The organism is Vibrio sp. Vf1514, assembly GCF_052076135.1.
GTDB lineage: Bacteria > Pseudomonadota > Gammaproteobacteria > Enterobacterales > Vibrionaceae > Vibrio > Vibrio furnissii.
Genome location: NZ_CP197268.1, coordinates 575,922 through 587,711 on the forward strand (window position 1 = coordinate 575,922; position 11,790 = coordinate 587,711).

The 11,790-nt window shown below is 48.0% G+C and carries 12 protein-coding genes; 7 read left to right on the forward strand and 5 right to left on the reverse strand.

Annotated elements, in window-relative coordinates; translation table 11 throughout:
• Positions 1-77 precede the first annotated feature (77 nt).
• Positions 78-1,001: an arginase family protein gene (locus tag ACS18Q_RS17545; protein WP_395212804.1), complete on the forward strand. Its 924-nt coding sequence runs from the start codon at positions 78-80 to the stop codon at positions 999-1,001.
• A gap of 135 nt (positions 1,002-1,136) precedes the next feature.
• Positions 1,137-1,586, forward strand: a complete 450-nt coding sequence (locus ACS18Q_RS17550) for a GFA family protein (protein WP_441258114.1) — start codon at positions 1,137-1,139, stop codon at positions 1,584-1,586.
• 47 nt (positions 1,587-1,633) lie between these two features.
• Here ACS18Q_RS17550 and ACS18Q_RS17555 read toward each other — a convergent pair whose 3' ends face one another.
• Entirely contained in the window at positions 1,634-2,152 is a 519-nt protein-coding gene (locus ACS18Q_RS17555) for an RrF2 family transcriptional regulator (protein ID WP_441258115.1), read from the reverse strand.
• A 163-nt stretch (positions 2,153-2,315) separates the two neighbouring features.
• Here ACS18Q_RS17555 and ACS18Q_RS17560 point away from each other — a divergent pair, with 163 nt between their 5' ends.
• Positions 2,316-3,518: an NAD(P)/FAD-dependent oxidoreductase gene (locus tag ACS18Q_RS17560; protein WP_441258116.1), complete on the forward strand. Its 1,203-nt coding sequence runs from the start codon at positions 2,316-2,318 to the stop codon at positions 3,516-3,518.
• 92 nt (positions 3,519-3,610) lie between these two features.
• Here ACS18Q_RS17560 and pdxR read toward each other — a convergent pair whose 3' ends face one another.
• Positions 3,611-4,990, reverse strand: coding sequence for a MocR-like pyridoxine biosynthesis transcription factor PdxR (pdxR, locus tag ACS18Q_RS17565; protein WP_441258215.1), 1,380 nt, complete (start codon positions 4,988-4,990; stop codon positions 3,611-3,613).
• Positions 4,991-5,099: 109 nt separating this feature from the next.
• Here pdxR and ACS18Q_RS17570 point away from each other — a divergent pair, with 109 nt between their 5' ends.
• The 3 genes from ACS18Q_RS17570 to ACS18Q_RS17580 all read left to right on the forward strand — a co-directional run bounded on the left by ACS18Q_RS17570 (position 5,100) and on the right by ACS18Q_RS17580 (position 9,005).
• On the forward strand, positions 5,100-5,717 hold the full coding sequence (locus ACS18Q_RS17570; protein WP_143680833.1) for an FMN-dependent NADH-azoreductase: 618 nt from the start codon (positions 5,100-5,102) through the stop codon (positions 5,715-5,717).
• 44 nt (positions 5,718-5,761) lie between these two features.
• Positions 5,762-6,841 (forward strand): redoxin domain-containing protein, encoded by a 1,080-nt coding sequence (locus tag ACS18Q_RS17575; protein WP_441258117.1) that lies wholly within the window; start codon positions 5,762-5,764, stop codon positions 6,839-6,841.
• Positions 6,842-6,935: 94 nt separating this feature from the next.
• Positions 6,936-9,005, forward strand: a complete 2,070-nt coding sequence (locus ACS18Q_RS17580) for a protein-disulfide reductase DsbD family protein (protein ID WP_441258118.1) — start codon at positions 6,936-6,938, stop codon at positions 9,003-9,005.
• 19 nt (positions 9,006-9,024) lie between these two features.
• Here the strand turns inward: ACS18Q_RS17580 and ACS18Q_RS17585 are convergent, their stop codons facing one another.
• From ACS18Q_RS17585 to ACS18Q_RS17595, 3 genes are all read right to left on the reverse strand, one after another.
• Positions 9,025-9,426, reverse strand: coding sequence for a hypothetical protein (locus tag ACS18Q_RS17585; protein ID WP_441258119.1), 402 nt, complete (start codon positions 9,424-9,426; stop codon positions 9,025-9,027).
• A 90-nt stretch (positions 9,427-9,516) separates the two neighbouring features.
• Positions 9,517-10,050: a phosphoribosyltransferase gene (locus ACS18Q_RS17590; protein WP_441258120.1), complete on the reverse strand. Its 534-nt coding sequence runs from the start codon at positions 10,048-10,050 to the stop codon at positions 9,517-9,519.
• The gene (locus ACS18Q_RS17595; RefSeq protein ID WP_441258121.1) at positions 10,047-10,658 is read right to left on the reverse strand and encodes a sugar O-acetyltransferase; all 612 of its coding nucleotides are present in this window, start codon (positions 10,656-10,658) and stop codon (positions 10,047-10,049) included. The genes ACS18Q_RS17590 and ACS18Q_RS17595 overlap by 4 nt, the downstream gene beginning before the upstream one ends.
• 350 nt (positions 10,659-11,008) lie before the next feature.
• Here ACS18Q_RS17595 and ACS18Q_RS17600 point away from each other — a divergent pair, with 350 nt between their 5' ends.
• The gene (locus ACS18Q_RS17600) at positions 11,009-11,782 is read left to right on the forward strand and encodes a DeoR/GlpR family DNA-binding transcription regulator (RefSeq protein ID WP_441258122.1); all 774 of its coding nucleotides are present in this window, start codon (positions 11,009-11,011) and stop codon (positions 11,780-11,782) included.
• The last annotated feature ends 8 nt before the right edge of the window (positions 11,783-11,790 follow it).

Below are 11,790 nucleotides of genomic sequence, written 5' to 3' on the forward strand. Positions count from 1 at the left end.
TTAAGCGTCTACGACACAATGGTTTCGATGTCCCTTAATGCGGCGGTATACGAAATTAGGTAAGTACAGGAGTACACATGAAAAGACATTTCGACATCATCGGAGCACCTTTCAATCAACTGGGTTTTGTGACAACTCAAGAAAATACGGTTGATGGTCTGCGACGAATGGATGAAATGTCATGGGTAGGCCTTACGGACTGGATCAAAGTTAGAAATGACCGATGGGGTGCTGACATCATTGACCAAGGCGATGTTGTCATCTCCGATGAGGTTCATTCATTGATTTCCTGCGGGAACAAAGATGAAGCATTGCGAGTTTACGCGCACGACCTAACGATAAAGGTGCTGGCAAGTTATAAGAATAATCGGGTCCCCATAACAATTGGTGGCGACCACTCGATAGCGATGGGTACAATTCAAGCAGTGCTAAGCCATTATCAAAAGGGCAAAAATAAAAAAATTGCAATTGTTTGGGTTGATGCTCACGCTGATTGCAACAACACTCGCGACAGCAATTTGCACGGTAAGCCGTTAGCATTATTAATGAATCAATATCCGCACAATGGTTGGTCAATACCTTCTGATATCACTTTAAACCCTCAAGACGTGTTTTATGTGGGCGTCAGAGATTTAATGCCATGTGAACATCAACTCATTCAAAAACTCAATATGACCAGCTTCGACATGATGTGTATCGAACAGCAAGGGTTTCATGTTGTCGTTCGAACCTTAATGGAAAAATTGGAGCGAGCGTATGACGGTATTTACCTGTCATTCGATTACGATGTCTTAGATGGTTCTCTATTTCGAGCATGTGCTACGCCGAATGTTGGTGGTTTAACCGCAAGAGAGGCCCTGTATTTAGTTCATTCAATCGCCTCGAGTGACAAGTTTATTGGAGCAGAGTTTGTTGAATACATGCCCGAACGAGACAGTAGTGGGGTATCCAAGGAGTTGATGGTGAAGCTTGTTGATGCGGCTTGGGGATTTAAGTCGTAGTTTCGTATAACGAATGGCTCAAGGGACTGTTAACGCATGGTGAGTCCCTATGAACTGAGGTCGTTACGGCTGTTGTGGTTGAGTTTTGTGCCCCTTAGGCGGGCTTTATTTACTAGTTAACAAGGATTTATTCAATTGAAAGGAAATTGTTTGTGCGGAGAGATCTCATTTGAGTTGTCAGGCGAACTACCACTCATTTATCAATGTCATTGTTCATTGTGTCGAAAGGTGTCGGGTTCTTCATCCAATTCGGCTTTGATTGTCAAAGCATCAAATTTTAAATGGTGTACTGGCGAGCATCAAATTAAGTCTTTTTCTACTAATTCGGGGTTTAAATCTGAGTTTTGTTCTCAATGTGGTAGTCCTGTACCCAATATCAGCTCGAACGGTGATTCATATTGGGTACCTGCTGGTTTGCTGTCTGACCCTGCCGATACAAAAGTTGCTGCTCATGTGTATGTCGGTTGTCATGCAAGCTGGGATGTGGGGTTCTTAAACGACGGAATTCCGCAATTTGAAACAATGCCAAGTGAACATATGCTCACCGCGTGCTGCGCACGGACACAACACACGACGGAAAGGTAAACACTTGATGAGGTTTAAACGGAGCGCCAAGGGGTTGGGCTCGATGATCAGCCCTTCGTCTCTGTTTTTCGATTCGCACCAATCCACTCTTTGATCTCAACGGCATAGTTATTGTGTGCCTTCACATACATTTGTTTTGAAAGCATTAAGATGGATTGTTCAGCCAAGACTTGCTGCATCTGGTTTTGAGCTTTTCTCATGACCGCATGAATCCCGCACATTCCTTCGCACGCCCATTGGGGCACGTCATCCGTGAAGATATTCATCCGCTGGCGAATTTCTTTACAGTCGAAAATCGACTTCTCACCATCAATCGCAATCGCAATATCAAGCACGCTGATCTCTGCTGGCGACTTGGCGAGCTTATAACCGCCTTTGCGACCTTCAGAACTCTCGACTAACCCCGCTTTTGAGAACTTGGTAAAGATTTTGCCCAAATAATCATACGGGACGCCTTGTAAGTTGGCCGCTTCGCGAACGGACATTTCTCTTGGTTCGCCGTCTTCATCAACCATATTCACCAAACAGTGAATCCCATACTCAACGCCTGAGCTGTAAAAAGCCATGAGTTAACCTCTGATTCTAATGACTTGGCAGTGTAAATCACTCTCTTGCGACAAGCATAAAGAAATCGAGCAAAAAAATAAACTGCGACCAATGTTGTCGCAGTTTATTTTTTCTTGTATGCTGCGCCGAAATGATGAGTCAGAAGTGAACGAGGAATCTCACATGAGCAAAGAAATAGTGATTATTGGCGCCGGTTTTGCGGGCATGTGGGCAGCGCTCAGTGCTGCGCGTTTGGCAAAGTTGAAGCAAGCGGAAGATGTCAGTGTGACGGTCATCGCACCTGTTGCAGAGCTGCGTGTTCGCCCGCGCTTTTATGAATCAAAAGTACAGACACTGGTTTCTCCGTTGATGCCAGTATTTGAGACGATGGGCGTGAAATTCGTTGTTGGGCAGGTCACCAACATTGAATCGGATACCCAACAAGTGGTTTATGTGGATGAAAATCAGCGCTCAGTCACCAAGTACTACGACAGACTTGTGTTAGCTGCTGGTTCGAATCTACGCCGAGATATGGTGAAAGGCATTGCAGAACATGCGTTTGACCTTGACCAAATCGACAGCGCCGCAGTTTTGGAACAGCACATCAACGGCCTGGCAAATCAGCCGTCTTCTCAGGCTCGCAATACCGTTGTGGTTTGTGGTGGGGGATTTACCGGGATTGAAATCGCGACAGAACTGCCTGCCAGACTGAAAGCGCTGTTGGGGGAGAGTGAGCCAGTTCGAGTCATCATCGTGGAGCGCAATGGCCAGATTGGTACCAATTACAGTCAAGCGTTGCAAGATGTCATCAAACAAGCGACAGACGAGCTGGAGATTGAATGGATGCTGAATGCACAGATTGAAGAAATCACTGCACACGGCCTACGACTCTGTTCTGGTGAAGAGATTCAATCCAAGACCGTCATCTGGACCGCTGGCGTCAAAGCGAACGATTTGACGAACGTGTTCGAAAAACAGCAAGGCCCACAGGGCAGGCTACATGTTGAGTCATCGTTGAAAGTGATCAATCAGCCGAACATTTTCGCCACTGGTGATGTGGCTTATGCTGCAACGGATGATAAAGGCAATCATGCATTGATGAGCTGTCAGCATGCGATATTAATGGGTAAATTCGCCGGGCATAATGTCGCCGCGAGCTTACTCGATTGTGATTACTTGCCTTACAAACAAGAAAACTATGTGACGTGTTTGGACCTCGGTTCATGGGGCGCGGTGTTTACTGAAGGCTGGGATCAGAAAGTCAAATCCATCAAAGAAGACGCCAAAAAAATCAAAATCGCCATCACCAATGAACTCATTTACCCGCCAAAAGCAGAACTGGACCTGATCATGGAACAGGCCGATCCGCTTGCCCCTTGGGTATAAGTCACGTTACTACATGGTAAATCACGCAGACAAAACGCCGTGTACGCGTTTTGTCTGGTTTATATTCGATAAACTGAGATAGATGGGGCAGGTTAAAGCAGTGCTTTGAGTCTGAATATCAGTGCGGTGCATTCTTCTTCTGTTTTGATATTGGTGAAGCCGATAATTAGGCCGGGATGAATTGGCGTTGAAGACCACTGCGACAGCGCCTGAGAATAGAGCCCATTACGCAACAGTGTTTTGGCTATCTCGACGTCATCGCAGCTGGAATCGTTGAATTTCAATATCATGTGCATGCCGCCGGGTTGAGGCTCGATGAACACCTTATCTCCCAGATATTGAGCAAATAATCTGGCCGTGAACTCTCTGCGTTTGCGATACAACTTGCGCATCCGTTGAATATGACGACTGAAGTGTCCTTCTTGCATGAAGTTGGCAATGCAGAGTTGGGTTAAGCCAGCGACATTGCCGGCATACAAATCGGAGAGTTGCTCAAAGCGATCCACCAAGTTTTGCGGAACCACAATATAGGCCGTTCTGAGGTTAGGGAATAACACTTTACTGAATGTCCCCGAGTAAATGACCCGGTCTTGGCTATCTAAACTCTTTAATGCGGGCAGCGGCAGGCCGGTGTGGCGGTATTCGCCGTCGTAGTCGTCTTCAATGATCCAGCTGTTCTGGGTGATTGCCCAATCCAATAACATCTGGCGTCGTTGCAGTGACAGCGAGACGCACGTTGGGCTTTGGTGTGCTGGCGTGACAACGAGCGCTTTGATGCCACGATCTTTAGGAATGGTGACGCCGCTGTCATCGACGGGCACAAACGCGGGCGTCAGGCGCTCATTTTCCAGTATCAACTTGGTGAACGGATAACCCGGGTCTTCAACCCCCACTTTGTCATTGACAGAGAGCAAGGCCTTCGTGATCCACTTTAATGAGTTCACATAGCCGGACGTAATAAACACCTGCGTCGGCTGACATTGCACACCGCGATACACGTTCAAATATTGGGCAATCGCAAGTCTCAGTTCTGGCAAGCCATATACAGAAGGATACGTCAGGTTCTCTATCGCGGTATGACGCGCATTTCTTGCGGCCATGCGCGCCCAGCTTTTAAAAGGGAAAGCATCCAGAGCAGGAATGCCAAGCTGAAAAGGGAGGATATCCGTTGTTTGCGGGTCGGCAGAAAAGCCAGGCTGACGCACCGTCACTTCGCTTAAAGACGGCCTCGGTTGTTCGATAACGCTTTGGCTGACTCGTGTTCCCGCTTGCCCGTTGGCTTCGATAAAACCTTCGGATTTCAGAAGGGCGTAGCCTTCTTCCACGCTGCCACGGGATAGTCCCATCTCCTTGGCGAGAGCTCGTGCCGATGGGATTCGCTCACCGGGTTTGAGTACACCTTCTAAAATCGCGCTGTGAATCCGCTTGTAAACCAGCTTGTAGGCAAACAGTTTGTTCTGGCCTTTTTGCATATCCAATTATGGTCCATAAAAATCTTAAACTTATGGCTCTTATTGTAAGCCATATTAGCTTGTAACATCACTACCAATACGGCGTGACTATCGAAGTTTTGGAGACAATATGAAAATACTATTGATTAACAGTAGCCCGAGGCAACAAACATCCTCGACGTATGCCCTTGCGCAATCACTGCTTCAGCGTGTGTCGACGCTGACGCCTGTGAGCGTGACGGAAGAAAACGTGACGCGACTGGCACAGGTGGATAGCGAATATTCGATCTCCGTGGCGAGCATTGAACAGCAGCACGATGAGTCGACGGGCAGCCTGGCTGTATCGAATCGATTGATTGATGATTTAATTGCAGCCGACTTGGTGATCGTGGCGTCTCCGATGCATAACTTCTCTCTGCCTGCCGGGTTAAAAAGCTGGGTGGATCATGTAGTGCGCGCTCAAAAGACGTTCGCCATCACGCCAACCGGAAAATTGGGATTATTAGATGATAAACCGGTGTATGTGCTTATTTCTTCCGGTGGGACGTTTTCAGGAAATAATGCGTATCAACCTGATTTTTTCACACCGTATATGAAAGAAATACTCAGCACGATTGGCATCAACAGTGTCAGTTTCTTTGCAATTGAAAGTACCGTGTCTTCTCATGAGGTGATCGAAAATAATATTGAATTCATTCGTCAAAAACTATTATCGCATCTAGAAGAACACGTCATCAAAACCCAATGATTATCAATTTTCTTACTTAAACCTTTAAAGTCACTTTAAATAGGATGCTCAACATGAAGCCTATACACAAAAAATATTTAAACCTCTTTGTGACGGCGGTATTCAGCCTCGCGCCTTTCTATCAGCAAGCACACGCGGAAGAGATCGACTATGCCGCTGACGGTCAACGTCGTGCTCAGTCGGCGGGCGAATTTTTGGTTGGTAAACCGGCGCCCGAAATGAAAATCACCACTATTGACGGCAGTACGATTGACTTGAGCGAGATGTATGGCAAGAAACCGGTCTATATCAAATTCTGGGCGACATGGTGCATCCCTTGCCGTGAGCAAATGCCCGGGTTTGAAGCCATATACAAGCAATATCACGATCAAATCGAAGTGATATCGGTCAATACGGGCATCAATGACAACCAGCAGTCGGTGAAACCGTTTTTGAAAAAAATGGGGCTGACGATGCCGACGGTGATTGATGATGGAACACTTGCTCGAGCCTTTCAACTGAGAGTGACACCGCAACATGTGTTGATTGATAAACAAGGCCGATTTTCTTACTTTGGTCATGTCGATGACGAAAATTTTCACAACCAACTTGAGCGTGTCATTCACCAGTCTACCGTCCACCAGTCCACCGTCGACAAGGTGAGCATCGCTCACTCGTCGGCACCGGATGCGCATATGTATCAAGTTGGCGACACGCTAAAAAATTTAGCGTTCACCACGATCAATGACAACAACATCGAGTTGAAGTTTGGCGAGGACAATAGCGCCAAAGTCGGGCTGGTCTTTTTTGGCCCCTGGTGCGAATGGTATTTGGAAGAGACCGCGCCGGAATCGTCAAAGGCGTGTACTCAGGTCCGCGAACTGCTAGAGGAGAAATCCAAATCAAACAATATGAAGTGGGTTTCGATCTCTACCAATGTTTGGTCTTCTGTGGCTGAATTGCACGAATATAAAAAGAGTTATGGAACCAGTTTGCCGATTGTATTTGACGGTGATGGGAAACTATTTGAAGCATTTGGCGTGAACCAAATCCCAACCATTATTTTAATGGACAAAAGTGGACGTATTGAATCGAAAGTTTCAGTGCAAGATAGTGAATTTGAAAATGTTTTAACTTCATTGTGAAATTCTAAAATATAAAGTACCCCAAAAAAATGGCTGTTATTTTTATTCAAATGAATCATAACAGCCATTCGTTGAATTATTAGAGATGAAAACCATGAAGTATATTGCTCTTTTCGTCCGTATCATCACGTTTTCCGCTTGGATAATGGCTTCATTTCAAGCGTTGAGTAACCCGAATGATGGCCAAAACTATTTACTGTCTGCTGCCATTATGACGGCGTCTGAACATCCGTCCGCGGGTCAAACACAAACATTAGCGTTAAAAATGACACCACAAGCAGGCTGGCATGGGTATTGGGAAAACCCAGGTGACGCTGGTTTTGCCAATCATTTCAAATGGTCTTTACCGAAAGGCGTGACCGTTGGCGAATTTGCCTACCCGGCGCCAAGCCAACTGCTCACCAGTGGTTTAATGAATTACATCTACCACGGTGAATACGTGTTGTTGGCGCCGCTGACGATCAGTAACGACTATCAAGCTGGCGACTCGGTCGATTTAGCGCTTGAGCTCAATTACTTGGTATGTAACCCAGAAAGTTGTCTACCGGAAAGTCAGTCACTAAGCGTGACGTTGACGGTTGGTGATGGCACGGCAGCGAGCGCCTTGCAAAATCGATTGAATCAGTGGCAAGCGAAAATCCCCAAACCCATGCACGAAACCGGGCAGTTTTACACCAGCAACGAGACGTTGACATTGCGTTTGCCATTACCCGGTTCTTTTTATCTGAACAACGTCGATATGAAGAACGTGCACGTGTACCCAATCATCAACGATTTGATGTCTAACAGCGCCGTTCAACACTTCACGTTAAATGATGATCGCCTGATGATGAGCACGGCGAAAGGCGACGCGGACGGCGATCTGTTTGAAGGCGTTCTCGTGCTCAATAGTGACATATCGTTGCGGTTCAAGGCCGAACGCATCGACGCGTCAAGTGCGTTGTCCGGTCAGCCAGATTCATGGATGAACAATGACATCGCGCTCTCGATGATTGCATTTCTGGGCGCTGTGGCTGGTGGCTTGTTGCTCAACATTATGCCGTGCGTCTTTCCAATCTTGAGCCTGAAAATTCTCAGTATCGCGCATCAGGGTTCTGAAAAAGAAGCCAGAGCCGGTGCACTCGCCTATACGTTCGGCGCGGTCTTGGTGTGCGTGGTGCTGGGGGGCGTCATTCTGGCGCTCAGATCGCTGGGTCATCAAGTCGGATGGGCGTTTCAATTGCAAAGCCCGGTTGTCATCGCGGCGCTGATTCTGTTGATGAATGCGATCGGCTTTAACTTGGCAGGGTTGTATGAGATTGGAACGCTCACTTCGGGGTCGCGCTTGCAAGACGCCAAAGGACCCAAAGGCGATTTTTGGACCGGTGTCCTTGCGGCATTTGTCGCGACGCCTTGTACGGGGCCATTCATGGCCACCGCATTAGGTGCCGCCTTGGTGTTGCCGCTGGTCAGTGCATTGATGATTTTTGCCGGATTAGGTTTTGGTATGGCGTTGCCATTTTTGTTGGTGAGCTTTGTGCCAAGGTTGCGCACAATGCTGCCAAAACCGGGGGGGTGGATGGTCACCGCAAGACGCATTCTAGCACTGCCTATGTTTGTCACGGTGCTGGGGCTGTTATGGATATTGATGCGCCAGACCAGCAGCGATTTCATCTTGTTGGTCATTGCGGCGACTATGCTGTCTACCTTTGGCTTGTGGCTTACCGGTTTATGGCAGGTGTCACAACGCAAAATGCGCTGGTGGCCAGCGATTGTGTTGAGCTTGATGTCGCTGTTGGTGATGGTCTCGTGGGATTCAGAGCCTTTGGCACAGTCTTCTCATCTCGAATCCAATGCTCTACCGTTTGAGCAAGCCAAGTTGGATACGATAAAAGCGGAACACGATGTATTTTTATACTTCACGGCAGATTGGTGTTTGACGTGCAAAGTGAATGAAAAAACCTCGATAGCGCGAGACAGCGTGCAAGCAGCGTTGAAGCAACAGGGCGTGGTCACGATGGTCGGCGATTGGACCCATGGCGACAGTGTCATCACGCAGTTCCTGACACAGCACAAGCGTTCGGGCGTGCCGCTCTATCTGTGGTATCGAAAAGGGGTCGATGCACCAGAGGAGCTGCCTCAGATCCTCACGCCGACAATTCTTCTGAATCAGTTACCTGACTAGCCAAGATGCCAGCGATGGGCTAAACCGGTCTGGAATAGTGTTCTGGCAAGAACCCGTGCCCTTGTTTTTCTGAAAGGTAAACGAGGGCATCAATCACGCGAAGCGGCGTTAACCGCGTTTCTTCTCCGCAGCTTTCCAGTTCAAATGTCAGGTAAAGTTGGTCACGTTCCACTTTGAAAAATAGGTTTCCTTGCGGCGGGCGCTCTTGGGTGAGCGAAAAAACGCCCATGCCAATAAAGTGCGAGCTGCTTCGATTGTCAGTCGCGTAGATATCGCTCTGCAACTTGTGGGCGAGCGTTAAGACATCCAGAAGTAGGTTGATCTGATCGTCAGAAACATTGTCGAGCGCTTGGATATGCGGTTCCTTACAGAACCGCTCTAAATAGCTCATCATTTCATCTATATCGTTGTTAAATAACATGATTGATCGCCTTGAGGGTGAGAGACGCGATTGTAGCGTCAGTTGCCCCACATCTCAAAGCATTCAACGACAACGAGAGGTCAGGCCATTTCACCCCATCGTGGTCTGCTTCACTTTGGCAATAAAAGGCAAGTTTCGCGAGTGGTCATGCCACGGTAAGCCGTAACCCACCAACAGTTCATCGCTATCCATGTCGTACGCAAAATACTGTGACACAGGAATCTCAACACGACTAGGTTTCACAAACAGTGTCGCAATGGCGAGCGATTTTATCGGAAAATGTTCAATGAGGTATGTGCTGAGGCGTTTCATGGTGCCTCCGGATTCAATCGCATCATCGACCAAAATGACATGCTTCCCCGCGATTGGGACATTTTGGTGATACTCAATTTTGGAGCGGTTGTTTCGCTCTCCCGGCGTGTGTGGGCAAGAGATGTAATCCATGCTGATAGGGAAGGACAGTTGTCGCACCAGATCCGCTGTAAATAAAATACCGCCCGGTACCACGGTGATGATCACAGCCTCATCAAATTGTTGATTGAGCTGCTCAGCAACGCGTGTGACGCCAGCTTTGATCTGCGCTTCGCTCAACACCAAGTCACCGATGTAATTATCGTGTGTCATTGCGGGCTCCCAGTTGCTGTGGTGCCAGCGGTCGCATCTTGGGATGTTTGCGTGCATGGAATGTCACGAAGAATGCGAGCTGGATTGCCACCAATCACCACGTTGTCGCCAAAACTCTTGGTGACGACACTGCCCGAGGCGACCACGACGTTATTGCCCAACGTGACGCCGGGATTGATCGTCGCATGCCCACCAATCCAGCAGTTATCGCCGATGTGAATGGGTTTTGCCGATTCGACACCGCTGGCACGTTCAATGGGATCGAGTGGGTGAGTCGCAGTGTAAATGCCAACTTGTGGCCCGAGCATGCAGTTGTCACCAAAATGGACTTCAGCGCAATCTAGAATTACACAGTCATAGTTTGCAAAGAAGTGATCGCCTACCGAGATATTGCAGCCATAGTCACAATAGAAATTTGGATGGATCGAGATATTGCTTCCCACATGACCCAGTAAGTGGTGCAAGATGTTCGCTCGAGTTTCGGCGTCCTCAGCGGAGGCGTGGTTGAATTGATGAAGCCAATTGCGTGCCTGCTCGCGCAGTTGACTCAACTGTTGATCGGCCGGATTGTACAGCGCTCCGGAAAGCATTTTTTCATACTCAGTCATGCTCGATGCCCTTACTTAACCATAAAACGGACGGGTGACATGATGAACGCGTCACGCGAAATAAAGCGTGATTGAGTATACAGAAAAAACAACAAATGAACATAGATAAACATTTTAATGTCCATATGTGTTATTTTTTGATGCGGCGATTGACGCTGATGAGCAAGGAACGACATACAAAAACGCGAGCCGCTACCGTTCGTAGAACGGACGAAAGCAGAATGGACAAAACACGCTGGTCATAGGAACCGCTTGAGGGACGAAAAAGAGATTGTTCACAAGTGAACAGATATGAACATCCACCATGTTCGTTTATACTGGGTCAACTTGCGGCCGACTCGATAACAATTATGGAAAAATTTTCACCAGAAGAACGTCATCAGCTCATTCTCAATTTACTGAACGCGCATCATAAAGTGATGGCAACTGACTTGGCCGCGCAATTGGGCTCAACCGAAGCCACGATTCGTCGGGATTTGCGGTTTCTGGCCAATGAAGGATTGTGCAAGCGCATTCATGGTGGGGCGCTTTCGCTTGTGCCCGCAACGGGGACGCAAGAGCAGCGGTTGGAAAATCGCCATAGCGAAAAGCAGGCGTTAGCACTTGCTGCATTATCCATCATCAAAGCCAATCACGTGATTTTCCTCGATGCGAGTAGCACCCACATGTTGCTCGCCAGTCTGCTGCCCAATACCATGGGCCTGACTGTGGTGACCAATAGCCCGGCGATCGCCATGCGATTACTAGCGCGACAATCGATTCGCACCATCTTGCTTGGGGGAGAGCTGGATGACAGCGTCGGCGGCGCCGTGGACATTACGGCGGTTGAAGCTTTGCAAAAGTTTCGCTTTGACCTCTGTTTCATGGGCATTTGTGGTTGGTCGTCGGAAACCGGATTTAGTGCCATTCATTATCAAGATGCCGAATTTAAACGCCATGTCACCTCGATAGGTGGCGCGATGGTGGCACTGTGCACAGAAGATAAAGCGGAAGCGTTAGCGCCGTACCCGTTTTTGCCATCTGAACGCCTTGATTACCTAGTGTGTTCTCCCAATAGCCACACCATCAGTGACCATTTTCATCAACTCGATTGCACGGTCATCACCAGTCAGCCGGTTGAATAGAATCGGTA

Bases quoted from the DNA above. Each gene is read 5' to 3' on its own strand.
- ACS18Q_RS17545 (WP_395212804.1), top strand. From the start codon at position 78: ATGAAAAGACATTTCGACATCATCGGAGCACCTTTCAATCAACTGGGT.
- ACS18Q_RS17555 (WP_441258115.1), bottom strand. From the start codon at position 2,152: ATGGCTTTTTACAGCTCAGGCGTTGAGTATGGGATTCACTGTTTGGTG.
- ACS18Q_RS17560 (WP_441258116.1), top strand. From the start codon at position 2,316: ATGAGCAAAGAAATAGTGATTATTGGCGCCGGTTTTGCGGGCATGTGG.
- pdxR (WP_441258215.1), bottom strand. From the start codon at position 4,990: ATGCAAAAAGGCCAGAACAAACTGTTTGCCTACAAGCTGGTTTACAAG.
- ACS18Q_RS17570 (WP_143680833.1), top strand. From the start codon at position 5,100: ATGAAAATACTATTGATTAACAGTAGCCCGAGGCAACAAACATCCTCG.
- ACS18Q_RS17575 (WP_441258117.1), top strand. From the start codon at position 5,762: ATGCTCAACATGAAGCCTATACACAAAAAATATTTAAACCTCTTTGTG.
- ACS18Q_RS17580 (WP_441258118.1), top strand. From the start codon at position 6,936: ATGAAGTATATTGCTCTTTTCGTCCGTATCATCACGTTTTCCGCTTGG.
- ACS18Q_RS17585 (WP_441258119.1), bottom strand. From the start codon at position 9,426: ATGTTATTTAACAACGATATAGATGAAATGATGAGCTATTTAGAGCGG.
- ACS18Q_RS17590 (WP_441258120.1), bottom strand. From the start codon at position 10,050: ATGACACACGATAATTACATCGGTGACTTGGTGTTGAGCGAAGCGCAG.
- ACS18Q_RS17595 (WP_441258121.1), bottom strand. From the start codon at position 10,658: ATGACTGAGTATGAAAAAATGCTTTCCGGAGCGCTGTACAATCCGGCC.
- ACS18Q_RS17600 (WP_441258122.1), top strand. From the start codon at position 11,009: ATGGAAAAATTTTCACCAGAAGAACGTCATCAGCTCATTCTCAATTTA.